This is a genomic window from Peribacillus loiseleuriae (genome assembly GCF_001183985.1).
GTDB lineage: Bacteria > Bacillota > Bacilli > Bacillales > DSM-1321 > Peribacillus > Peribacillus loiseleuriae.
This window is the reverse complement of record NZ_LFZW01000001.1, coordinates 869,954-891,633: the sequence shown is the minus strand read 5'-3', so window position 1 is coordinate 891,633 and position 21,680 is coordinate 869,954. Positions and strand designations below refer to the sequence as shown.

23 protein-coding genes and 1 pseudogene are annotated in these 21,680 nt (G+C 37.5%); 11 read left to right on the top strand and 13 right to left on the bottom strand.

Annotated features, from left to right (window positions below; all coding sequences use genetic code 11):
- Both AC625_RS03990 and AC625_RS03985 read right to left on the bottom strand, forming a co-directional pair.
- Positions 1-426 (bottom strand): Na(+)/H(+) antiporter subunit B, encoded by a 426-nt coding sequence (locus AC625_RS03990; RefSeq protein WP_049680101.1) that lies wholly within the window; start codon positions 424-426, stop codon positions 1-3.
- Positions 423-2,828, bottom strand: a complete 2,406-nt coding sequence (locus tag AC625_RS03985) for a Na+/H+ antiporter subunit A (protein ID WP_049680100.1) — start codon at positions 2,826-2,828, stop codon at positions 423-425. The genes AC625_RS03990 and AC625_RS03985 overlap by 4 nt, the downstream gene beginning before the upstream one ends.
- Before the next feature lie 278 nt (positions 2,829-3,106).
- On the opposite strand from AC625_RS03985, the gene AC625_RS03980 reads away from it, so the two are divergent.
- Entirely contained in the window at positions 3,107-3,793 is a 687-nt protein-coding gene (locus AC625_RS03980; RefSeq protein WP_049680099.1) for a universal stress protein, read from the top strand.
- A gap of 83 nt (positions 3,794-3,876) precedes the next feature.
- Here AC625_RS03980 and AC625_RS03975 read toward each other — a convergent pair whose 3' ends face one another.
- The 4 genes from AC625_RS03975 to AC625_RS03960 form a co-directional block, all read right to left on the bottom strand.
- Positions 3,877-4,440 (bottom strand): tyrosine-type recombinase/integrase, encoded by a 564-nt coding sequence (locus tag AC625_RS03975; protein ID WP_049680098.1) that lies wholly within the window; start codon positions 4,438-4,440, stop codon positions 3,877-3,879.
- 167 nt (positions 4,441-4,607) lie between these two features.
- Positions 4,608-4,778, bottom strand: a complete 171-nt coding sequence (locus AC625_RS26390; protein WP_156187409.1) for a hypothetical protein — start codon at positions 4,776-4,778, stop codon at positions 4,608-4,610.
- A 362-nt stretch (positions 4,779-5,140) separates the two neighbouring features.
- Positions 5,141-5,902, bottom strand: coding sequence for a 3-hydroxybutyrate dehydrogenase (locus AC625_RS03965; protein ID WP_156187408.1), 762 nt, complete (start codon positions 5,900-5,902; stop codon positions 5,141-5,143).
- 32 nt (positions 5,903-5,934) lie between these two features.
- Positions 5,935-6,372 (bottom strand): lipocalin-like domain-containing protein, encoded by a 438-nt coding sequence (locus AC625_RS03960; protein ID WP_049680096.1) that lies wholly within the window; start codon positions 6,370-6,372, stop codon positions 5,935-5,937.
- A gap of 177 nt (positions 6,373-6,549) precedes the next feature.
- Here AC625_RS03960 and AC625_RS03955 point away from each other — a divergent pair, with 177 nt between their 5' ends.
- The 3 genes from AC625_RS03955 to AC625_RS03945 all read left to right on the top strand — a co-directional run bounded on the left by AC625_RS03955 (position 6,550) and on the right by AC625_RS03945 (position 8,851).
- Complete coding sequence (locus tag AC625_RS03955) at positions 6,550-7,452, top strand: LysR family transcriptional regulator (protein WP_049680095.1); 903 nt, start codon at positions 6,550-6,552, stop codon at positions 7,450-7,452.
- Positions 7,453-7,603: 151 nt separating this feature from the next.
- Positions 7,604-7,918, top strand: a complete 315-nt coding sequence (locus AC625_RS03950; RefSeq protein ID WP_049683583.1) for a winged helix-turn-helix transcriptional regulator — start codon at positions 7,604-7,606, stop codon at positions 7,916-7,918.
- An 18-nt stretch (positions 7,919-7,936) separates the two neighbouring features.
- A complete protein-coding gene (locus AC625_RS03945) occupies positions 7,937-8,851 on the top strand; it encodes a DsbA family protein (RefSeq protein ID WP_049680094.1) in 915 nt (304 codons plus the stop codon).
- 144 nt (positions 8,852-8,995) lie between these two features.
- Here AC625_RS03945 and AC625_RS03940 read toward each other — a convergent pair whose 3' ends face one another.
- The 3 genes and pseudogenes from AC625_RS03940 to AC625_RS25415 all read right to left on the bottom strand — a co-directional run.
- On the bottom strand, positions 8,996-9,448 hold the full coding sequence (locus AC625_RS03940; RefSeq protein ID WP_049680093.1) for a nucleoside deaminase: 453 nt from the start codon (positions 9,446-9,448) through the stop codon (positions 8,996-8,998).
- Positions 9,449-9,747: 299 nt separating this feature from the next.
- Positions 9,748-10,434 (bottom strand): phosphoribosylaminoimidazolesuccinocarboxamide synthase, encoded by a 687-nt coding sequence (locus tag AC625_RS03935; RefSeq protein ID WP_049680092.1) that lies wholly within the window; start codon positions 10,432-10,434, stop codon positions 9,748-9,750.
- Between the two features lie 325 nt (positions 10,435-10,759).
- A pseudogene (locus tag AC625_RS25415) lies at positions 10,760-10,987 on the bottom strand (PTS sugar transporter subunit IIB); the annotation flags it as partial.
- A 254-nt stretch (positions 10,988-11,241) separates the two neighbouring features.
- On the opposite strand from AC625_RS25415, the gene AC625_RS03930 reads away from it, so the two are divergent.
- Complete coding sequence (locus AC625_RS03930) at positions 11,242-11,427, top strand: hypothetical protein (protein ID WP_049680091.1); 186 nt, start codon at positions 11,242-11,244, stop codon at positions 11,425-11,427.
- A 146-nt stretch (positions 11,428-11,573) separates the two neighbouring features.
- On the opposite strand, the gene AC625_RS03925 is transcribed toward AC625_RS03930, so the two are convergent.
- Positions 11,574-12,128 (bottom strand): cysteine hydrolase family protein, encoded by a 555-nt coding sequence (locus tag AC625_RS03925; protein ID WP_049680090.1) that lies wholly within the window; start codon positions 12,126-12,128, stop codon positions 11,574-11,576.
- Between the two features lie 534 nt (positions 12,129-12,662).
- Here AC625_RS03925 and AC625_RS03920 point away from each other — a divergent pair.
- The 3 genes from AC625_RS03920 to AC625_RS03910 all read left to right on the top strand — a co-directional run bounded on the left by AC625_RS03920 (position 12,663) and on the right by AC625_RS03910 (position 15,978).
- Complete coding sequence (locus AC625_RS03920; protein ID WP_049680089.1) at positions 12,663-14,201, top strand: PTS transporter subunit EIIC; 1,539 nt, start codon at positions 12,663-12,665, stop codon at positions 14,199-14,201.
- Positions 14,202-14,232: 31 nt separating this feature from the next.
- Positions 14,233-14,922: an N-acetylmannosamine-6-phosphate 2-epimerase gene (locus tag AC625_RS03915; protein ID WP_049680088.1), complete on the top strand. Its 690-nt coding sequence runs from the start codon at positions 14,233-14,235 to the stop codon at positions 14,920-14,922.
- Positions 14,923-15,135: 213 nt separating this feature from the next.
- The gene (locus AC625_RS03910; RefSeq protein ID WP_049680087.1) at positions 15,136-15,978 is read left to right on the top strand and encodes a MurR/RpiR family transcriptional regulator; all 843 of its coding nucleotides are present in this window, start codon (positions 15,136-15,138) and stop codon (positions 15,976-15,978) included.
- 292 nt (positions 15,979-16,270) lie between these two features.
- Here the strand turns inward: AC625_RS03910 and AC625_RS28445 are convergent, their stop codons facing one another.
- The 3 genes from AC625_RS28445 to AC625_RS03900 all read right to left on the bottom strand — a co-directional run bounded on the left by AC625_RS28445 (position 16,271) and on the right by AC625_RS03900 (position 18,231).
- The gene (locus tag AC625_RS28445; RefSeq protein ID WP_425415475.1) at positions 16,271-16,438 is read right to left on the bottom strand and encodes an alcohol dehydrogenase catalytic domain-containing protein; all 168 of its coding nucleotides are present in this window, start codon (positions 16,436-16,438) and stop codon (positions 16,271-16,273) included.
- A 104-nt stretch (positions 16,439-16,542) separates the two neighbouring features.
- On the bottom strand, positions 16,543-17,199 hold the full coding sequence (locus tag AC625_RS03905; RefSeq protein WP_049680086.1) for a bifunctional 4-hydroxy-2-oxoglutarate aldolase/2-dehydro-3-deoxy-phosphogluconate aldolase: 657 nt from the start codon (positions 17,197-17,199) through the stop codon (positions 16,543-16,545).
- Positions 17,200-17,283: 84 nt separating this feature from the next.
- Complete coding sequence (locus AC625_RS03900; protein ID WP_049680085.1) at positions 17,284-18,231, bottom strand: sugar kinase; 948 nt, start codon at positions 18,229-18,231, stop codon at positions 17,284-17,286.
- 474 nt (positions 18,232-18,705) lie between these two features.
- Between AC625_RS03900 and AC625_RS03895 the strand changes: the two genes are divergently transcribed.
- From AC625_RS03895 to AC625_RS03885, 3 genes are all read left to right on the top strand, one after another.
- The gene (locus AC625_RS03895) at positions 18,706-19,467 is read left to right on the top strand and encodes an IclR family transcriptional regulator (RefSeq protein ID WP_049680084.1); all 762 of its coding nucleotides are present in this window, start codon (positions 18,706-18,708) and stop codon (positions 19,465-19,467) included.
- Between the two features lie 458 nt (positions 19,468-19,925).
- On the top strand, positions 19,926-20,984 hold the full coding sequence (locus AC625_RS03890) for a glycosyltransferase (protein WP_049680083.1): 1,059 nt from the start codon (positions 19,926-19,928) through the stop codon (positions 20,982-20,984).
- Positions 20,965-21,633 (top strand): lysophospholipid acyltransferase family protein, encoded by a 669-nt coding sequence (locus AC625_RS03885; RefSeq protein ID WP_245644930.1) that lies wholly within the window; start codon positions 20,965-20,967, stop codon positions 21,631-21,633. Before AC625_RS03890 ends, AC625_RS03885 begins: the two co-directional genes overlap by 20 nt.
- The last annotated feature ends 47 nt before the right edge of the window (positions 21,634-21,680 follow it).

The following is a 21,680-nucleotide window of genomic DNA, read 5'->3' as shown; positions in this document are numbered from 1 at the left end:
TTATCGATCCTCCGCAATACTCAGAATAATCGTGACAGCTGTTCCAATGACAGCCAACGCGACTCCAAAATCAAAAATAACAGCGGTGGCAAGTTCTGTCTTCCCGAAAATAGGCAGATTGAAATAATCGAAAGTTTGACTTAAAAATGGGGCATCAAAAACCACACTGCCTAAACCAGTGAGTACAGCAATTAATACTCCACTCGCTGTCACCACCTTAAAATCGATTGGAATGTTTTCACGGACCCATTCAATATCAAAAGCCAGTAATAGCAGAGTCAAGGCTGAAGCAAAACCAAGGCCTCCTATAAATCCTCCACCAGGGTCATGATGACCAGCGAAGAAAAGATCAATAGAGAATGTCAGGATAATCACGACAGCCGCTTTTGTAACTGAATGTAAGATGACATCATTCGGCTTCTTCATTCCTTATCCCTCCCTGTTAATCGAAGTTTTATTAATGTGTAAACCCCTAGACCAGCAATACACAGAACAGAAATTTCCAGCATTGTGTCAAATCCACGGAAATCAACCAGGATTGCGTTTACGATGTTTTTAGCACCAGCAAGCTCATACGAGTCCTCAAAATAGCTTGAGATTGGTTCAAAGAGACGGGTTCCATTGGCAGACAACGCCATAATGGTTACAACCATGCCGACGCCAATAGAAACAATAAGGTTCGTCGCTTTGAATCGCATTCGACCGATATTCTTGCTGAGTTCTGGTAGATGATAAAAACATAATAAGAACAATGCAGTTGTCACCGTTTCAACAACCAACTGAGTAAGAGCTAAATCCGGTGCACGGAAAATAACGAAGAGCATGGAAACCAGATAACCAAGGGCACCAACAGCAATTAAGGAAGTCATCCTTGATTTTGAGAAAAGTACGGTACATGCAGCGATGACCATCCCTGCTACTAATCCACCTTCATACATATTAATCGGCGCATCATTTGAAGAATCAAAGGATATGCCATTCAACAGCCAAATAGCCCCGCCCAACATCAGAATCATAAACGTGAATATATAGACTAAATAGTCACGGATAGAGCCCGTCATATAGCGGTTCGTCAACCGATATGAAATAGATTCGATTTTCTCAATTCCCTGATTATAGAGATGATCTAATGTTAATGCTTGAGGGAAAATCCCATAGATTCTGATCCATTTTTTCAAAAAGATGAACATGAATACACCTAATGCTACAACGCCAATTGTCATGAATAACTCTGTATTCCACCCATGCCAAGCACTAATTTGTACATGAGCGCCACCATTTTGAGCAAAGTCCGGCAAGATTGCGACGACGGCAGGCTGAAGAAGATACTTTGAAACGACATTTGGGAAAAAGAAGATGGCAATAACAAGAGAAGCTAATATGATCGGTGGAATCAACATCCCGATTGGCGCTTCATGTGCTTCCTTTTCCAGCCTCTTTGGTTGATACTTCCCTGTAAATGTTTTAAATACGAGAATCATACAATAAATAAACGTGAAAACACTGGCTACCCATGCAATCACAGGAAATAGCATTCCGAAAGTCTCCATATTAAACACATTCAGATGTGCGGCCTGTAATACGCCTGTGAAGAACAGTTCTTTGCTTAAAAAACCGTTAAATGGAGGCAGACCTGCCATGGAAAAGCTACCGATAATCGTAAGCGTAAAGGAAATCGGCATGAGGTGCATTAGACCGCCTAATTTACGAATATCGCGCGTTCCTGTTTCATGGTCAATGATGCCTACGACCATAAACAGACTCCCTTTAAAGGTAGAATGGTTGATGAGGTGGAAAATGGCGGCTAAAACAGCCACTGCGTACATGGTTGACTCATCACCATGTCCGAAATACATCGCAGCGGACCCTAAACCAAGTAAGCTCATGATCAAACCTAATTGGCTAATCGTCGAATAGGCCAATAATGCTTTTAAATCCGTTTGTTTTACTGCATTTACAGAGCCATATAGTAATGTGATCATTCCTACTCCTGAAACAATCCAAAACCATTCCGAGCTTCCTCCAAAAACAGGTGTAAATCGGGCAACTAAATAAATACCTGCCTTTACCATCGTAGCTGAATGCAAATAGGCACTAATCGGTGTCGGTGCTTCCATTGCATCAGGTAACCAAGTACTGAATGGAAATTGGGCAGATTTCGTGAAAGCTCCTATTAGAATCAAAATCATAGCCGGAAGAAATAAAGAATTCGCAGTCATGATATCTACTTGGGTTATCATTTCACGAATGCTATACGTATTTGTCATCATGGACAGCATGATAAACCCTGCGAGCATTGCAAGACCACCAAATATCGTAATAAGCATTGATTTTAGAGCACCTTGACGGGATTTTTTTCGTTGTGACCAGTACGCAATTAATAAAAACGAGGAAATACTTGTTAATTCCCAAAATACATATAAGACTAGAATGTTATCGGAAAAGACAAGACCAAGCATCGCACCCATAAATAAAAGCAAATAAACATAAAAGTTATGGAGTGCTTCGCGGTGTTTTGACATGTAATAAATGGAGTATAGAATAACGAGAGCACCAACCCCAGTAATCAGAAGGCCGAAAATGAGCCCTAATCCATCCAAATAGGTGGTGTAATTGATACCTGCAGACGGAATCCAAGGTACCGTATTATGAATAGTCTTCCCCTTAGCAATAGCAGGGATATAACGTAACAGATAGATAAATAACGTAAGCGGCACAAAAAGTACAAACCAGCCCGTATGAATTCGCGGTGTCAAAAGTTTATAAATAAGTGGAACAAATATCGCAAAAATAAATGGAATCAATATCATAATGGGTAACCAATTCAATCAATCCCCCTCCTTTTATTAAAATGTGAATTTAATGAAGATAGTGTCACATAAGGATCTGACCTCGCACTCTAAATCAGTATGTAGCGTTCATACACGTATCTTATACCGTATTTATTTGTTGCGGGGTCTGATCCTCTGCTTCGCTCTCCAAAATAGGCATTCGTGGAACTTTCTCTATTTGATTGACTGTTGATGAAGCATAAGCTATAGTCATACATAGTTTAACGGAATGTAAAATCCTGTTACATTCACATCAACTCGAGGTGAACATAAAAATGAAGAAATTGAAAGGGCGTATGGATGAAAGTATCCTCGTCTGCGTTTATTATGGACCAAACGGAGAGCGCCTCATTCAACGCGGATGTAAAATTGCAAATATGCTTGATTGTCCACTCTATATCTTAACCATTGACCCAAAGCCTTTTGATGATTTGGATGCGGAAAAATCATTTTATATTGAGAGATGGAAACAATTAGCCGAACAACACAATGCCGAGGAATTTATCATTAGGGATAATGAAAAACGACCTGTTACTAAAGTAATTGCTGAAATAGCGAGGGATAAACATATTACACAGATTATTCTCGGTCAAACAGCCCAAAGCCGTTGGGAACAAATTGCAAGGGGATCCGTAATTAATTCGCTATTACGTGAAATTCCATTTATTGATCTTCATATCGTCTCAGTTGCTCGTTCCCTTAAAGACGAAGAGGGCCAATTTGAGAAAGGGGTCCGTGCATACCTTGTGAAAGAAGGCGACCATTACCGCGTTAGCTTCATTCATACAAAAGATGTTGAATTTGAAGGAATCTTCTTCAAAGAACACGGCACTGATTTTAATAATGGCATTTTCAAATTCATGAAAAATAAAGAAACTCTACAGGTTCATGTTACGGATGACTTCATTCATGATTTAACAAATGTTGACATGACACTCGAAACATATGACGATATACAATAACGATATACTATCCTCCGCATGATGAATCTAGTGGAGGTTTTTTTGTCGTTAAGTGATTGATCGAACTAAAGACGCCTGACCAATTACAGATTAACATCCACCTTTATCAGTTGTTCCTCAGATTTTTCAATTCCTAAATAACGTAAGGTTTCTGCTGGGGAATGGTGATGATAAATCGACATTAATATGGAAATCGCAATCCCTTTTCGATAAGCATGATATCCGAAGGTTTTTCTAAGAGTATGTGTACCGATTTTCCCTGTGATTCCTACTTCTTTCGCTGCGTGATTTATGATTCGATAAGCTTGCTGGCGTGTAATCGGCTGTGCATTCTTTTTTGACTTAAAAAGATAGTCACTGCCCGTAAAGCCTAAACCATCCAAGTAATTGTTTAAGACACTTTTCACGCTATTATTTATATAATACGCCTTCTCTTCATCATTCTTATCATCACGAAGACAGAGAAATTCTTTTATCTTTGCCCCATCCCAAATATCATCTATTTTAAGCGAAAGTAAATCACTAATTCTAATACCTGTATTAATCCCAAATACAAAAAGCAATAAATCCCGCTTAGATTGCTTCTCCAAAATTTCTTTCATTGCAGTAATATTCTCTATATCTTTTATCGGATCGACATACTCCATCAGCTTCCTCCTAATGTTACTTAATTATATGTTAACAAAAGCTAAGTAACATTACAAATTTGAAAACCTTCAAAAGGACAAAAAAAAGAAGCAGTTTCCAGCTCCTTTTTTGAATGGGCTTATGAATTTTTAAGTGAATAAAGCAAAACTGGACGTTTCCCTAGAATTCATAATATCCGCTGTAATCCCCACATAACAATCGCGACTATCGGTACAAGTGCCCAGATATTGTGCCCAAAACTGCCTCGATGATTCTGATTTTGTCTTTCCATTTGGTCTAGTCTTTTGATTACTTCATCTAACTTACGCTCGAGATCAAGATTTTTTTCTTCCTCCATTATATTCACCCTACTTTCTTCTCTATATACATCTTTATATCTTACTTTCGATTCATTAAAAAAAGACCTAGAGGATTGGCCTGTAGTCACTCCAAGAAAATTATTAGATTTTTCGACAGGTCTTTTACAATAACACAAAGAGGATGTCCAAGTAGGGTCTAACCTCGCATTCGGCACACAGATTATCGTGTTACTTACTTGAATCTGTATAGTTGCGTGATCTAAAACCTTATGGGACATCCTCTAATTTATCTGTCATTCTGCACATATGTCTATATGAAGGATCCATCTAGATTTGCTGAAAATGCATGAAACTTAGACCTAATCGGGCAAAATCGAGTAAAAATAGTAGGTACAAGCGATTAAATCCCGCCTGTAACCCCGATTCCTTCACCCGTGATTGCAGCTGCACCGTCTGATGCTAAGAAAACAGCTGTAGCACCAATTTCTGAAGGTTCAAGTAAACGTTTCATCCATTGTTTACCTAAGATATGGTGATTTAGCGCTACTTCTACGGTTGTTCCATCCTGTTCGGCTAGTTTTGGTAATTGCTTTTCAATTAATTCTGTCCGTACTGGTCCAGGCATAATCGTATTACAAGTGATGCCATCTTGTGCAGTTTCTAATGCCGTTACTTGAGTAAATCCTACTTGGCCATATTTAGCAGCGCAATAAGCGGATTTATAAGCATCGGGCACTCTGCCATGTGCAGAGGATATATTAATAATGCGTCCTTTTTGTTGTTTTTTCATAGTAGGAAGTACATGTTTCGTCATTAAGAATGTCCCAGTCAAAATAACGTCGATTAAAAGATTCCATTTCTCTAAAGGGAAATCTTCCACTGGAGAAATATGTTGCAGGCCTGCATTATTAACTAATACATTTACAGTCCCTCGTTCAGAAATAATTTGATCGATGACAGATTTTACATTATCCTCGTTTGCAACGTCTACTTTATATCCCTTTGCAGTCCCTAGCCTCGCTGCTGCACTTTCTGCTGCTTCTAAATTCAAATCCAAGATCGCAACAAAGTCCCCATTATTTATGAAAGATTCTGCAATGGCATAACCAATCCCTTGTGCTGCTCCTGTTACGAGTATTGTACGTTCTTTTTGTGTTGTCATGATTCTTATCCTCCATTGTTTAAATAGACTGCTTAAACTCGTTTCCATATTAATTTAGTATTTTGTTCTTTGCCATCCACAATAATGGGTGGGCTCGCAATCTCAAGAAGGTCCCCATTTAACTTGACATAACGTGGTTGTGTATCGCCCAACCATGTTGGATTCATACTAACTGACATATGATGGATTACAATAAGATTCTCTTCATCCACTTCATAAGGACCACAGTAAGCAAGATAGCCTTGAGCTGCGGCTACCATTTCTTCTTGTGTTCCAGTATGTAATGCACCTGATGCATATGCTGGACGTCCTGGACTCATCATTTGCGCGGACATATACCCATCTGGATGATACATAATAAAGCCTGTGCAATCTTCCCCCATTGGAAATGTTTTGTTCCCTTCATTGTCCGTCACTTCGTATGAAACTAAACTCCAAATACCGACTACCATTTCTTTCTTAAACTCCATGATTTATTCTCTCCTTTTTTGTATATTTGCAAAATGGATCGATTCTTTGAAAGACTAAACCCCCATGCATTATTTTTACTATTGGTTTTGTAGTATAGTATAATCAATATTAATTTATTATATAAATACATATTTTTTATACTATATATTTGCAATACTTATAAGTGAGGTAAATGAATGGACATCAGACAAATTCAATACTTTTCCGAAGTAGTCAAATATGGAAGCTTTTCAAAAGCAGCAGAACACTTGTATATTTCGCAACCTACTATTAGTAACGTTGTGAAAGACTTAGAAAATGAATTGGGAATAACATTATTGGTTCGGACAACTAGAAAGTTAGAACTTACTGATACAGGACGATTGCTCTTTCAATATGGGCAACAAATTTCCCATTCATTACAACACTTTTACCAAGAGTTAGATGATATTAAAAGCGGACATAAAGGAACCATTAAAATGGGGATTTTCTCCTCTGTCGGAACAGAAATTCTCACTGAAATTATGTCAGAATTCTACAATCTATATCCTGAAATCACTATACAATTCGTTGAGGATGGTGCTAGTAATTTAAAAAAGGCCTTAATTAATGGCGATCTTGACGTAGTTGTTGTAGATTTACCTACTGATGAAACATTTAATCATTTTTCTTTTCTGGATGGGGATCTTCGTCTTCTCGTCCATCAAGATCATGAGTTCGCAAACAAGGCCCAGGTAAGATGGTCAGAATTACAGGATGTAAAGTTTATTATTTTTCGTGAAGGATTTACCGTTCACAACTTAATTATGACGGAATGCAGAAGACTAGGATTTGAACCAAATATTATTTGTGAAACGTCCCAATGGAAGTTCATACTAGAATTGGTTTCATTTAATATGGGGATCACCATCCTCCCCCAAAGCAGTGTGAATGAGATAACGGTAAGGAATAAGGGGATAAAAGTGCTGCCTCTCATTGATCAACAAGTACATTGGCAAATTGGCATTGCTTGGCGAAAGGGTAGTTATATTTCCCTTGCAACAAGAACTTGGATCAATTTTGTAAAAGATAAACTGGAGAAAAATGAAATTGATAACTGAATTAAATAGTAATATCAAAGTAAAGCTGACTTTCATTTTGTTGAATGGTTGGCTTTTTTTTATCCCAATTAACGTTATCCTGATTTCAACAAAAACCACTTGATATATTTTTTATACTTGATATACTTAATATACAAAGAAGGTGATTTTGATTAACATTTGTCCTTATTTAGAATTTTCAATGCAAATATTAGGAAAGAAATGGAATGGACTAATTATCCATTACCTATCCCTTTGTCCAAATGGCACAGCTCATTTTTCTGATATAAAAAGGGATCTTACGGATATTACGCCTAGAGCTCTTTCCCAAAAACTTTCTGAGCTTATCGAGTATCAATTAATTGAAAAAAAAGTGAAAACTGGCTCATCCGTCAGCATTTCGTATGAATTAACAGAAAAAGGTCGTGCCTTGACAGCTGCCCTCGTGCCGATCCAAGAGTGGGCTCAACAGTATAAAAATCAGTAAAGAAAAGAGGTAAATAATATGCAAAAAAATAATATGGTTTGTGATTTAGAAACAGGAGTATGCGGTGACCCAGGAGAAGACGCAATGGAAACCATTGATCTGAATCAATCCCAAGAAGTGATTCACCTTTATTATGTGACAGACCCTATCTGCTCCCATTGCTGGGCACTAGAGCCAGTTCTGCGAAAATTTGAAGAGCAATACGGACATTATGTTAAATTCCATACTGTAATGGGCGGACTGCTGGAAAGTTGGGATGGCTTCGCAGACGTAGCGAATGGTATTGGCGGTCCTGCAGATGTAGCCGGTCATTGGAGAGAAGTTGGTGAACATTCTCGTATGCCGATTGACGGTTCATTATTCCTTACGAATCCGATTCAATCATCCTATCCACCGTCTCGAGTATTTAAAATCATTCAACAAAAAGATGAACACCTAGCTAAAACTTTTTTACGTCGCGCAAGAGAAGCTGTTTTTGCCTTTAATCAAAATATTGGTGAGGAACAAATTTTGATTAATCTTGTCAATCAAATGGGCCTTGACGGAGAATCTATCGTGAAAGAAGCAGAACTTCCTAATGGACAGCAGCTTTTGGATCAAGACTTTGCCCTTGCTAGAAGTCTTGGCGTACGTGGTTTCCCAACAATCATCATGGTAAACGAGGAGAATAAAGGTGTAAAAATCGTCGGTGCACGTCCACTTGAATTCTATGTAAATGGACTAGAACAAGTACTTGCGAATAAGCCTCAAGCACAGCCCATTCCTGAATTAGCCAAAACTCTTGAAAAAGAAGGACTCTTGTTCTCAAAAGAAATAGAAGTTCTATATAATGTGGAACAAAGCGAAGTAAACTCTTTTTTACAAACAAAACTTTCGGAAGTTGATTATGAAACTAAAGAAATTCTTGGAGAAGTATATATAGAAAAAAGATGAAGATAGTATATTTAGGAGAATGTTCTACTTTTAATAACCTGATTAACGAACCAAATAGAAATAGCCTGTTTTGAAAAAATGAGCCAACCTTTTATCTTTTATAAAACGTTGGCTCATTTCAGCAAAACCTATATTTCTCTAACATCATGATTGCTCCTTCCAAAGCTTCATTGGATTTTCTTGCCCTTCTTTCAATCGCATTTGTATCATCGAAAGTGCGCGTTCTGCTTTTGTTTTTAGTAAGTCTTCATATATTACTTTTGATTTCCCTAATCCAACTTCAACCGCATTCTCAACTGATGCACAGTAAAAAATCTTTTCGATTCCAGCAAAGTACATGGCCGATAAACACATCGGACAAGGCTCCCCACTTGCATACATTGTATAACCTGATAGATCATTCGTTTGTACTTGCTCTTGAGCACGCCGGATCGCAAGTAATTCTGCATGCCCGCTTATATCATATGTTTTGTGCAGTTCGTTCACGCCTTCAGCTACAATGTTGTTATTCTTCACAAGTACTGCACCAAAAGGTTGACCACCATCACGAACATTTTCTACTGCTAGTTCTACTGCTCGTTCCATGAATTTGTCCATTTTAAACCCTCCATTTCATATACTTTTTTGTATAAATAAAATACTGATACCGTAATTATAAAACATTAACAATAGCATCAAAGTAAAATATTGTTTAAAATTAATCTTTTGATCAAAAAAACAACCCCAATCTTAATCCCATAGAGACGATCAAGATTGGGGGTGTTTTGATGACATCTAGTCTTAACGATCAAGCACCGATAACAACCTTTTTCACCTTAGTGATTATCACGACCATAAGGATACTCTAAAAATTATCTTTCACATCTAAACGGTCCATTAAACTCACTATATATAAATCAAACTTCCAACATCAATTTCTCTAATTCCAGAGGTTCGATATAGTTACCATTTTTATAAGCTCTCATGTTTCCACCAGAGATTTCATCGATTAACGCGATTTGCTTATCTTCGCCGACTCTACCAAATTCAAATTTAATATCGTATAATTCGATATCTTTTTTCGCTAACTCATCTTTTACAACGTTACCGATTTGTTCAGTAAGGTTTTTTAATACGGTATATTCCGCTTTTGTTAATATACCTAACATATCGAGTGCATCTTCACTAATCGGTGGATCTTGGCGTTCATCATCTTTCAAAGTGACTTCTACAAATGCATCTAATGGTTGCCCTTCTTCTGCATACATCCCATAACGACGGAGAAAACTTCCAACTGCCTTGTAACGGCAAATTACTTCAAGCCCTCTGCCGAATACGGTTGCCGGCTTCACCGTCATCGTCGCTTCTTCAATATTGGCTTCTATGTAATGTGTAGGGATTTCTTTTTCTTTTAAAATTTCAAAAAAGTGCTTCGTTAAACTGAGGCCTGCTCGACCTGCACCTTCAAGCGTTAAGCCGACTGTATTGGCACCTGGATCGAAGACACCATTTTCCCCAGTTACATCGTCTTTAAATTTTAATAAATAATTTCCGTTTTCAAGCGCATAAACATCCTTCGTTTTCCCTGTATAAATCGACTTCATTAGAAAAATCCTCTCCCATATGTATAATTATTATATGTTTATAATAATATCTATATTTTTCTGAAAAATCAATTTCTCTTTTAGGAATGTGAATACTAAACATGTATGGCGTTAAAACTTCACCATTTGCCATGAAGGATCAAACATATAGTTCGCTACACTCGCCTAATCGCAATGGTGGCGGTGCGGAGCCGGATTTTGAAATACTTTCTAAATAAAATAAGAATATCTGTAAAGTAGATTAGCAATGTTAGTAAGTCGCGAAGCCCCGCCCATGTCCTTCATACAAAAAGAGCGCGGAAAGTTTCCACACTCTTTGCTCTGATCAATGATTTCTAAGCTTTATGATTTCATCTGCTACGAATTGTACCTGTGTTCCAACAATAACTTGAATGCTTTGTGGACCGACAATATTAATTACCGGTACACCTGTAGCCTTAATCATTTTTTGAGCAATCATGTTTTTCACTTCAATTCTTAAGCGAGTTGTACAATTATCAACGGATGTTACATTAGCGTCACCGCCTAAACCTTCATAAATCGTAGCCGCTATCGCTAAAGGAATACCTGTTAATACAGTTGGAGTTCTTTTATAAAAGTCATTATCGAGGAAGAAAATAGGAAAGAGCTAATATCCCTTCTAAAATCCGACGGCCTTGTTGAAATTACACTAACGCTTAGGAAACCTGCTGATAATTGTAGATAAGTTTATCAATGGACTAGCAGGAAATTGCACACTCTTTCCATAAATAAGTAAAGTGGAGAAACACATGCCCTAACAAATAAGTGGAAAGGTGGTCGTTGTCTATGAGTTCAGAAATAAACCTACAACAAATCGCCGAAAGTGTGACTAGATCCGTATTGAATGCATCCGACAAAGACTTGGAAGGCTTCCAAAAAATCATTGAAGAAACAATTAAAGTAAGAGAAGGACATAAAAATCTACAAAAATTAGTGAAAAACTATTCCACCTCGATGATTCAGCGTTCATAAATGAAATGAGGCTGGCCCTTTTGAGTGGTACAGTCTCAATTATTCATTTCCTTTTCTCTGTTATTCGACAAACTTCAGTTCCTGTACCACTTCCATTTATATGAATCACTTACTCTAAAAGATACTCTAACACAGACATTGTGACCCTATCTTAGACTTAACTTATTAATAAGTTGTTCTGTCGTTAAAACAGTAGCAAATTCTTCATGCAAAGTAGCAAGAGAAATAGCGTGGATTGTCTCTGCATCATAATATTGATCATTTTGATCCTTCAGACCAAAAGCCGCAGTTGCGTCAGATAGTATGTGTGTATGGAATCTTAAATTGCCACTCACTCTTGTCGTTGTCGAGACACAATGAGGTGTCGTCAAACCTGTTATGACAACTGTGCCGATCTCACTTGATCTTAGAAACTCTTCTAAATTGGTTCCGATAAACGCGCTATTTACCTTCTTAGTTAGGACAACTTCATCTTCTAGTGGCTTCACCAACTCTTTGATAATAAAGCCATCACTTTTCGGATGAAAAAGAGAATGTAGAGAATCTGACAAATGTTGAATATGAATCACTTGCCACCCTTTGTTTCTCCACAGTTTTAGTAGTTTACTTATATTTTCTTCTGCATTTGGATTATTTCGTTCCCCCCATTTCTGATCATCAAAAGCATTTCGTACGTCTATAATGATTAAAGCTTTCTTCATGAACCATCCCAGCCTAATTAATTATCTGTTTACAAAATAATTTAACAATTTTGAAGTCCTTTCACAAGAATAGAGTGTCAGTCGCCTTCAAACATTCGAATGATTAATGTTGAATGAAAGATTTCCGTTTTACTTTCATTACAGATCGTAATGTATTCCTTCTGGCGCGTAAATCTTGATTCTGGATCGTAAATCTTGATATGTGGCTCGGGATCTCCCGATTTTCGCTTAGTCTTGATCTATATCAGTCGTAATCACAAGTAATCATCTAAAACCATTCGAAGAAAAGTGGCATTCATTCTTTCAGTTAAGTTGAATTCCTCATAAATCAATCCCAAGAGTCATTAGTATATTTATAATTATCAGTATTGTTTTTTCAATTGAAAATCCTTTCAAACTAATCGTCCAATCGCTGAAAAAGCTTGATATCTCCAGCCATTCCATTGAAAGCGCTTTTCCGCATATATATAATAAGCCCATAAGGGGTACCTTATAACATAAACAACATGATTCGCACACAAGGAGGGAATAATTTTGAAAAATGCTTTTGAGAAAGCCCAGCAGTTTGGTAAATCATTTATGCTTCCGATTGCTGTCTTGCCAGCTGCTGGTTTGCTGCTTGGTATTGGTGGGGCGCTATCAAACCCAAATACGGTTTCAGCTTATCCATTTTTAGATATTGCATGGCTTCAAGCCATTTTTACCATTATGAGCGCGGCAGGGAGTATCGTCTTTGGTAACCTACCGATTATTTTTGCAGTCGGTGTTGCAGTAGGTCTGGCCCGTTCAGATAAAGGAACAGCTGGTCTGGCTGCGATGATTGGGTATTTTGTAATGAATAGCTCAATTAATGCCTTGCTCTCCATTACCGGGAAACTTGCTAAAGATAATTTAGCTGGTGCAGGCCAAGGAATGGCAGTTGGTATCCAAACATTAGAAACGGGTGTTTTTGGTGGGATTGTCATTGGGATTGTGGCGGCCCTGTTACACAATAAATACAATAAGATCCAGTTACCACAGGTTTTGGGATTTTTCGGAGGCTCTCGTTTCATCCCGATCGTTGTTTCTTTTACATCGATTATCGTGGGAGCCGTTTTATTTATCGTTTGGCCTTATTTCCAACTTTTCATTAATCAATTAGGTTCATTAGTTACAAGCACAGGTACAATCGGAACATTTTTCTATGGCTTTATTCTACGTATGCTTGGGCCAATGGGATTACATCATATTTTCTACTTACCATTCTGGCAAACAGCATTAGGTGGTACGATGGAAATTGGTGGGCATATTGTAAATGGTACGCAAAACATCTTCTTTGCACAATTAGCCGACCCGAACACCGAACACTATTATGAAGGCATTTCAAGGTTTATGTCTGGTCGTTTCATTACAATGATGTTTGGTCTTCCAGGAGCGGCTCTTGCTATCTATCATTGTGCTAAGCCAAAAAATAAAAAAGTCGTTGCAGGGATACTTCTTTCAGCAGCTTTAACTTCTTTTTTAACCGGAATCACCGAACCACTTGAATTTAGTTTCTTGTTTGTTGCTCCACTACTCTATTTTGTTCATGCTTTGTTTGACGGGTTAGCCTTTATGATGGCCGATATCTTTAATATTACAATTGGACAAACTTTCTCTGGAGGATTCATTGATTTCACATTATTTGGTATCCTTCAAGGTATGGCTAAAACAAATTGGATTTATGTATTACTAATCGGTATTCCTTGGTTCTTCTTATATTATTTCACATTTAAATTCCTTATTAAGAGAAAAAATTTCAAAGTTCTTGGACGTGAAGATGAGGAACAGACTGTTGCACAACAAGTGACCGCTACTGATCGTGCAAAAACAATTGTCGAAGGATTAGGTGGAGCTACTAATATTGATGTAGTAGATTGTTGTGCCACTCGACTTCGAGTAACTGTTAAAGATGAATCCTTGGTTAAGGATGATGTGATTAAACAAACCGGTTCAAAGGGGATTGTGAAAAAAGGCAATGGTATTCAAGTTGTATACGGCCCACAGGTTACTATTGTTAAAAACGAAGTAGAAGAGTACTTAGGACATGAATGAAGATTATCACTCTAACAAGGAAGTGTACAGAATGCAATCAGTATTAGATCAAATCACTAAAGGATTAATTGTATCTTGTCAAGCTTTGGAGGGAGAACCTTTACACAGTTCCCATATCATGGGGCGCATGGCTGTTGCAGCTAAAGAAGGTGGCGCCAAAGGAATTCGTGCAAACTCGGTCTCTGACATTTTAGAAATCAAAAAGCAAGTAGACCTTCCAGTTATCGGAATCATCAAGCAAGTGTATGGAGAGAATCCTGTTTTTATCACTCCTACTATGAAAGAGATTGATGCATTAATGGCGACAGGTGCTGAAATCATTGCGACTGATGCAACAGCACGCATAAGACCTGATGGGAGCACATTAGATCAGTTTTATCACGAGGTAAGATCTAAATATCCTCAGGCGATTCTAATGGCCGATGTCTCAACTGTAGAAGAAGCCATTCATGCGGATCAACTAGGATTTGATATCGTTGCTCCAACATTATATGGCTATACGGCTGAAACACAAGGATTGACAATTGATTTCAATCATTACGCGGTCATTAAACAAATCGTAGGAGTAGTGAAACATGCTAAAGTTCTTGCGGAAGGAAACGTCTCTACGCCAGAAATTGCTCGTTCCGTATTAGATATCAATGTTCATGCTGTAGTAGTTGGCGGAGCCATTACAAGACCACAGCAAATTACAAAACGATTTGTTGACGCTTTGCTCTAATCGTTTGTTCAGATTAAATTTCGACTTCTGTTAAATAATATTTATTAATCAAACGATTTTTACAAAGTCTAATAGATAATAAAAATGACTCGGCTGATTGCTTTGAGTCATTTTTATTATGGATCGGAACACTCATGTAAATTGGACAAGCGGAATGGGTATCCTATAATATAAAAAATAGCAGTAAAAATCCCACACAGATAGGTGAACAACATGGAGTATTTAGGTGAAAACCTCTTGCATGGAATTGAGTGCAGTATGGACAAATTCACAAGCACAGAAGTAGAACTTGCTCAATATATCATTAAACACCCTGATGAAACCAGTCAATTAACTAGTAGTCAAATTGCAAAGAAAATGCATATTTCACCAGCAACTATTACTCGTTTTTGTCAAAAATTATCTTTTTCGGGATTCAATGAGTTTAAGCATGAACTAAAAAGATATGTGGACCTCAGAGATAAACCAAGCACTACGACTACTATTAAACAAATGGACTATTTTGCCCAACTATATCAAAATCACCTGGATATTATTGAAAATACCTTTAGAAAAGTCACATATCCTGACATTCAACAAGCCGTCTCCCTACTTACTCACGCAAGTAAAATCCATGTTTATGGCATCGGTAACTCAGGTGTAGCTGCCCAGGAATTTAAATCAAAGTTTTTTCGAATCGGATTAAATGTTGAAACCATTACCGATCCACATCAAGCCGTGATGGACGCAGCACTAAGCACACACCAAAGTGTTGTGATTGGAATATCTGTCACTGGCAGGACGAAAGAAGTCATTCGGGCAATAAGTATTGCGAAGGAACAAGGGGCCTCCATTTTAGTTTTCACCGGTGAAAACGACTCTGAGCTATCACAGCTAGCTGACCTAACTCTACTCGCCATGAATAAAAGCAATATGCATATGGGACAGAATATTTCGCCATCCTTGCCACTCTTTTTGCTATTTGATTTAATCTATACCGAACTTATCGCAAAGGATTATAAAAATAGAATTCACTTTCGAGAAAAAACATTAAAGGCGTTATACGATAATTATTAATCAGAAAGATACATAACTGTGTATCTTTCTGATGTATAAATCTAATATCATATTGAATACTATAATCCTCTTTCTAGTATTCAATTTAGCAGGGACAGTTATTACTTCCTTTTTGCAAATATACTATAGATAGAATTATCAGAATCAAAAGACGACTCAGCTTATCTTCCCATCCAACCGCTATCTACTACTAATAATTACTCTTAACGTTTTACAGACATGAGAGTTACCTGATAAACAAGCCTCATACTTGCCACAGCTGATTGTAGGTTCTATAACAAACGCGATCCCCTTAACTACACTGTGATTCCCCATTTATCTCTTCGATAACTCCACTAAATTCATGCCCCATTGTGTGTGGTGCTTTTGCACGCGGACGTTTACCTGAATAAATCATCATATCGGTTGCACAAATCCCAGCATAAGCTACTTTAATAAGGGCTTCATTTTCCTTATGGATAGGTTTCGCTAATTCACCAACCTGTACGTTTTTTTCAGATCTATATAAACCTGCTTACATAATGATCCCCCTCTCTATTCAGCGGTTCATATTTCTTTTCCTTGTTATAGCCTCATCATGGAGCTGGTGCTACTGTTCATCGCTTTAATCGATTCCATCCACCTTAACGCTTCCTCCGTAAGACCTCCCCAATTACTTTCTGCAATCAAATCCTTCCGTAGTAAAGCGCTTCCGGCACCGACTGCTGTTGCACCTGCATCCAAATAATGTTTTGCAGTATCCATTGTTATTCCACCTGTGCACATGATAGGAATATGACTTAGCGGCCCTTTGACATCTTTAATAAAGTTTGGTCCAAGAACGGAAGCAGGAAATAACTTAACCATCGGGGCCCCTAGTTTAAACGCACGAAGCATTTCACTTGGAGTAAATACACCAGGAATGGTGGGAACTCCTCGTTCAGATGAATAACGAATTACGTCTTCATCTAGGACCGGTGCGACTAGAAATTGTGCTCCTGCATCAATGGCACGCTTGCAGTCTTCGATATCTAGTACAGTGCCCGCTCCGACGATCATTTGATCACCGAATGATGAAACCGATTCACGGATCATATCTTCGGCATGTTCCGTTTCCATTGTAATTTCTACAACCTTTATACCTCCAGATAATAATGCTTGCACAATGGCTGAACTTTTCTCATACGGTATTTTTCGTAAGACCGGTATAACTGGGATTTGCTTAAGTTTGTCTATTATCATGATTCATCCATTCCTTTCAAAACTTTTTTCAGTGAGCAAGTTGTTTCGTTTTCATCCAATCTTTATTAAACGTTCAACTATCACTTACCGCTCAATCATTTCCCGTTTCCCTAAAAAGACTTCTACCTCTTCTAAATATGGAAGCCCCTCATTGTCACCTTGAACTTGAACAACCATTGCACCTATCGCATTGGCAAACTCAAGAGTTTTTTGAATGGGCCATCCTCGAATAGTGCCGAATAAAAAGCCTGAATCAAACCCATCTCCCGCGCCAACAGTATCAACCACCTTAGCAACGTGCATTCCTGGTGTATGTACCCAAGCACCGTTGATAAGTGAATAGCATCCACTCGCCCCATCTTTCACAATTACTTGCTCAAATGTATAGAGGCTCATTGCTTCAATTAACTCCAGATCATTGGAAGTTTCAAAGATCAGTTCTAACTCATCTCGACCAACAAGCAAATAGTCAACATACGGTAAATAGGATAGTATTGTGCTTCGCGCCTGTTCTTTCGACCAAAGTCGTAACCGGATATTTGGATCTAGCGAAACTTTCACACCATGTTTTTTTGCGATTTGCAGTGCTCGTAAAATGACAGCACGATTGTTCTCTTGAATAGCAGGGAATACACCCGTTACATGTAATATTTTTGCCTGACGAATATACTCTTCCGGTAATAATTCTTGTGTTAATGTTTCCGTTGGTGATTTGGTACGGTAGTAGAAAGTGCGACCAGAACCTGATTCCTGAACCTCTTTAAAGTTCAGTGAAGTTGCATAACCTTCGACCATTTTCACTTCCGAAACGTCAATACCTTCTCCGCGCATAGTGTTTATAATATGCCGGCCGAATTCGTCTTTTCCTAGCCGACTGATCCACCCGGATTTTAAACCCAACCTAGCACATCCTAAAATGACATTTAATTCCGCTCCACCAATTTTTCGTTCAAATTGATGCACAAAACGAAGCGGGCCTTTTGTCTGGGGATCAAACGTTATCATGCCATCCCCAATTGTAATAATATCCATAACGTTCTCCATCCTCTCAAGGTTTGAAATTAGATAAGTATTTTAGATTCATAGCCTTTTTAATAATCATTGAATCCGCTTTCAAAAAATGCATTTCAAAAAAAGATCTTCCTCAACCGTTCCACATAACGGAACAACATTCCATAAATTAATTATATCTAGTTTCTGAATTTTTTCAACAGAAAGATTATTATTGTTGAAAAAGTTATTTTCCAGTATCTTCACAGCTACTTTGTCCCCTTGAATCCCCTGTATTTACAAAGCAAGTTAATTCTAATATGATTACACGGAACAGCATTTCAAAATTTCCAATGAAATTTTTACGAGTACCTCTTTTGGTAAGGCAATGTTGATTAAGGCTCTCATTTTAGCTCTTGGCGAGGATGTCCCCAAAAGCTTTTTATCAACAATCTTGTTTAACATAGCCTTTTATAAAGTATACTTTTATTATCATTCAGGAGAAGGAGGAGAATTATGTCAAATGTTCAATCATTAGAACGTGCACTCACTCTATTAAATGTTTTGTCAGATTATCCGGATGGGATCCAGATCACCCGCTTATCAGATCAAGTGGGTCTATCTAAAAGCACAACTCACAGGCTTCTATCTACACTTTTGAATATGAACTACGTCGTTAAAGATGGCGAGACAGAAAAATACAAGCTTGGTTACCAACTCATCTATTTGTCACGTAATATTTTAAGTAATGTAACGGTTATTCAAATTGCCAGACCATTTCTTGAAAGGCTGTCTGAAGATGTAAATGAGACAATCCATCTGTGTATAGAAGATAAGGGTAAAGTCATGTATGTTGACAAAATTGAAAGTAATCAAACGATTCGAATGTACTCTCGAATTGGTAGCAAAGCACCGATGTACTGTACTGGTGTAGGTAAAATTTTACTATCCGGCATGAGTGAGGCTGAGTACGAAGAAGTCGTTTCAAAGATTGACTTTATATCTAAAACAGCTAAGACCATTACAACAAAAGAAGGGCTAAAAGAAGAAGTTGAAACTGTGAAAAAACAAGGTTATGCTTTGGACAATATCGAAAATGAAGAAGACATCCGTTGCATTGCCGTACCGATATGGGACTTTCAAGGTAAAGTAATCGCAAGCTTCAGTATTTCCGGTCCAAGTAACCGCATTACTATGGAACGAGTGAATGACGAGCTAGTTAAAAAAGCACGGGATACATCAATAAATATTTCCCGTCATTTAGGGTATCGAGATTGATATATCGTGACTAGATCGAGTAGGTGGGGGTGACTAACCCCTGATCCACAGTTAGTAGCCCCTTCTCTTCGCACAACAGCCAATCTGAGAATTATCCACTAATCCCCTTCCACTTGAAACAGTTTAAATACCAAGCATAATTTAACGAAATCTCGGTTACCACTATTTTTGCAAAGTAACACCGGAGATAAACCCATTAGTAAACATAAACCATGATGCCGAGTCATATTTTAATATAGAAAAATATATAAGAAAAGTAGTTAAAAAAGTTTAAATATTATATCCACATAGCACTTTGCACCCATTTACTCCTTGGGCTTTTTTCCACTACCTTTTACAATTATTAGAACCTTCCTCTATAAGAAGCTGAATATTTATGTAAGGTGTGAGATATCACTTAAAGGAGATTATTATTATGAACAATTGTGCCATAATAATTCCTGTCCTTAACAATCAGTTTGGTTGATTATGTCCACAGATTATTAGCAGAAGGGGCAGCCGAAATTATTGTTATAAATGATGGTAGTAAAGAAGATTTAACGTATATTTTCACTGAATTAAGCGTGATTGAACATTGTACGGTCTTAACGCATGATATTAATAAAGGGAAAGGTAGAGCATTAAAGACTGCTTTTGAATATTTTCTTAAAACATATCAACATTTAAAAGGTGTGGTAACAGCTGATGCTGACGGGCAGCACGCCGTAGATGATGTGTGTATAATCGCTCGCGCACTAGAAAACAATGAAAACGATATCACTCTAGGTGTTCGGGATTTTAGCGAAGCCGATGTACCATTCCGAAGTTTACTTGGTAACAGGATCACAAGTTTTTTCTTTCAATTTTTATATGGTTCTAAATTAAAAGACACCCAAACCGGGTTAAGAGGCATTCCAACTATAGAACTCCCTAGGATTTTGGAACTTAAAGGAGAACGCTACGAATATGAAATCAATATGTTAATCTATGCAAACAAAAAGAATATCCCATTTAATGAGATATCGATACAGACATTATACTTTGATAATAATGCCAGTTCGCATTATCATTCTGTATTCGATTCCATCAAGATATTTACAAAACTTCTCTCTGGATTTCTCCGTTATTTTTATTCAACAATACTGTCGGGTGTTATTGATATCAGCAGTTTTATTTTGCTAAACAATGTGCTATTAGTCGGATTACCGCTTGAAGTTCGCATTTTTTTTGCCATATTTGTTTCCCGTGTCCTTTCTTCTTCAAGCAATTTCTATATGAATCGGACATTTGTTTTTAGCAGTCAGAACAAACTAACCCATTCGATTTTCAAATATTATCTATTATGTATCGGAATTATGTTAGCTTCCTACGTGCTGGTAGCTTCGGCAACGATCTATATGGGTATGAATGTAATTCTCGCAAAAATTTGCATCGTCCTTTTATTAGGGAGCATCAGCCATCAAATTCAACTTTATTGGGTGTTTAAAAATGATAATAATACCAAAAGGCAGGTCATCGGTGAACATAATGAAAGGTAACTTTTACGGGACATTTTTTCGATTTGTCCAATTTATCATCAGAAAGATGTCTCCTACATACCATATTCAAATCCCAAATCAAATAAGCGGTCCTGTCGCATATATTTCCCACCATCAAAATACATTTGGTCCATTTGTCATTATGCTTTGGTTCCCAAAAAGTTTACATGCTTGGATTCTACATGTTTTTCTTAATCAAACAGCCTGTTATAAGCAATATGCGAAATACACGTTTACAAAAAGAATTGGGATGAATAAACATCTTGCTAAAATCTGTGCGTTGCCGCTATCCTATCTCATTACAAAGCTTGTACATTCAGGAAAAGGGATCCCTGTATATAGAGGTTCTAGACAAATCATGCAAACATTTAACCAGAGTGTTGCTGCCTTACAAAACGGAGAAGACATCGTCATTTTTCCAGATATAGATTACAGTGATACGTCTTCACGTACGAACGCAATGTATGAAGGTTTTCTTTACTTAGAAAAATACTATTATAAAATCACAGGTCAACATGTATGTTTTGTCCCTTTATATGCCAGTAAAAGTAAAAAAAAATTATCGCTGATCCCTCCATTTATTTCAGGGATGGCGAAGATTTTAACAAAGAACGAAAAATTGTCTATCAAAAGATTCATGATCAGCTGAATCTTTTAGCGAAGAATTGCGGGGATTTGAATGAATAAGGCAGTTTC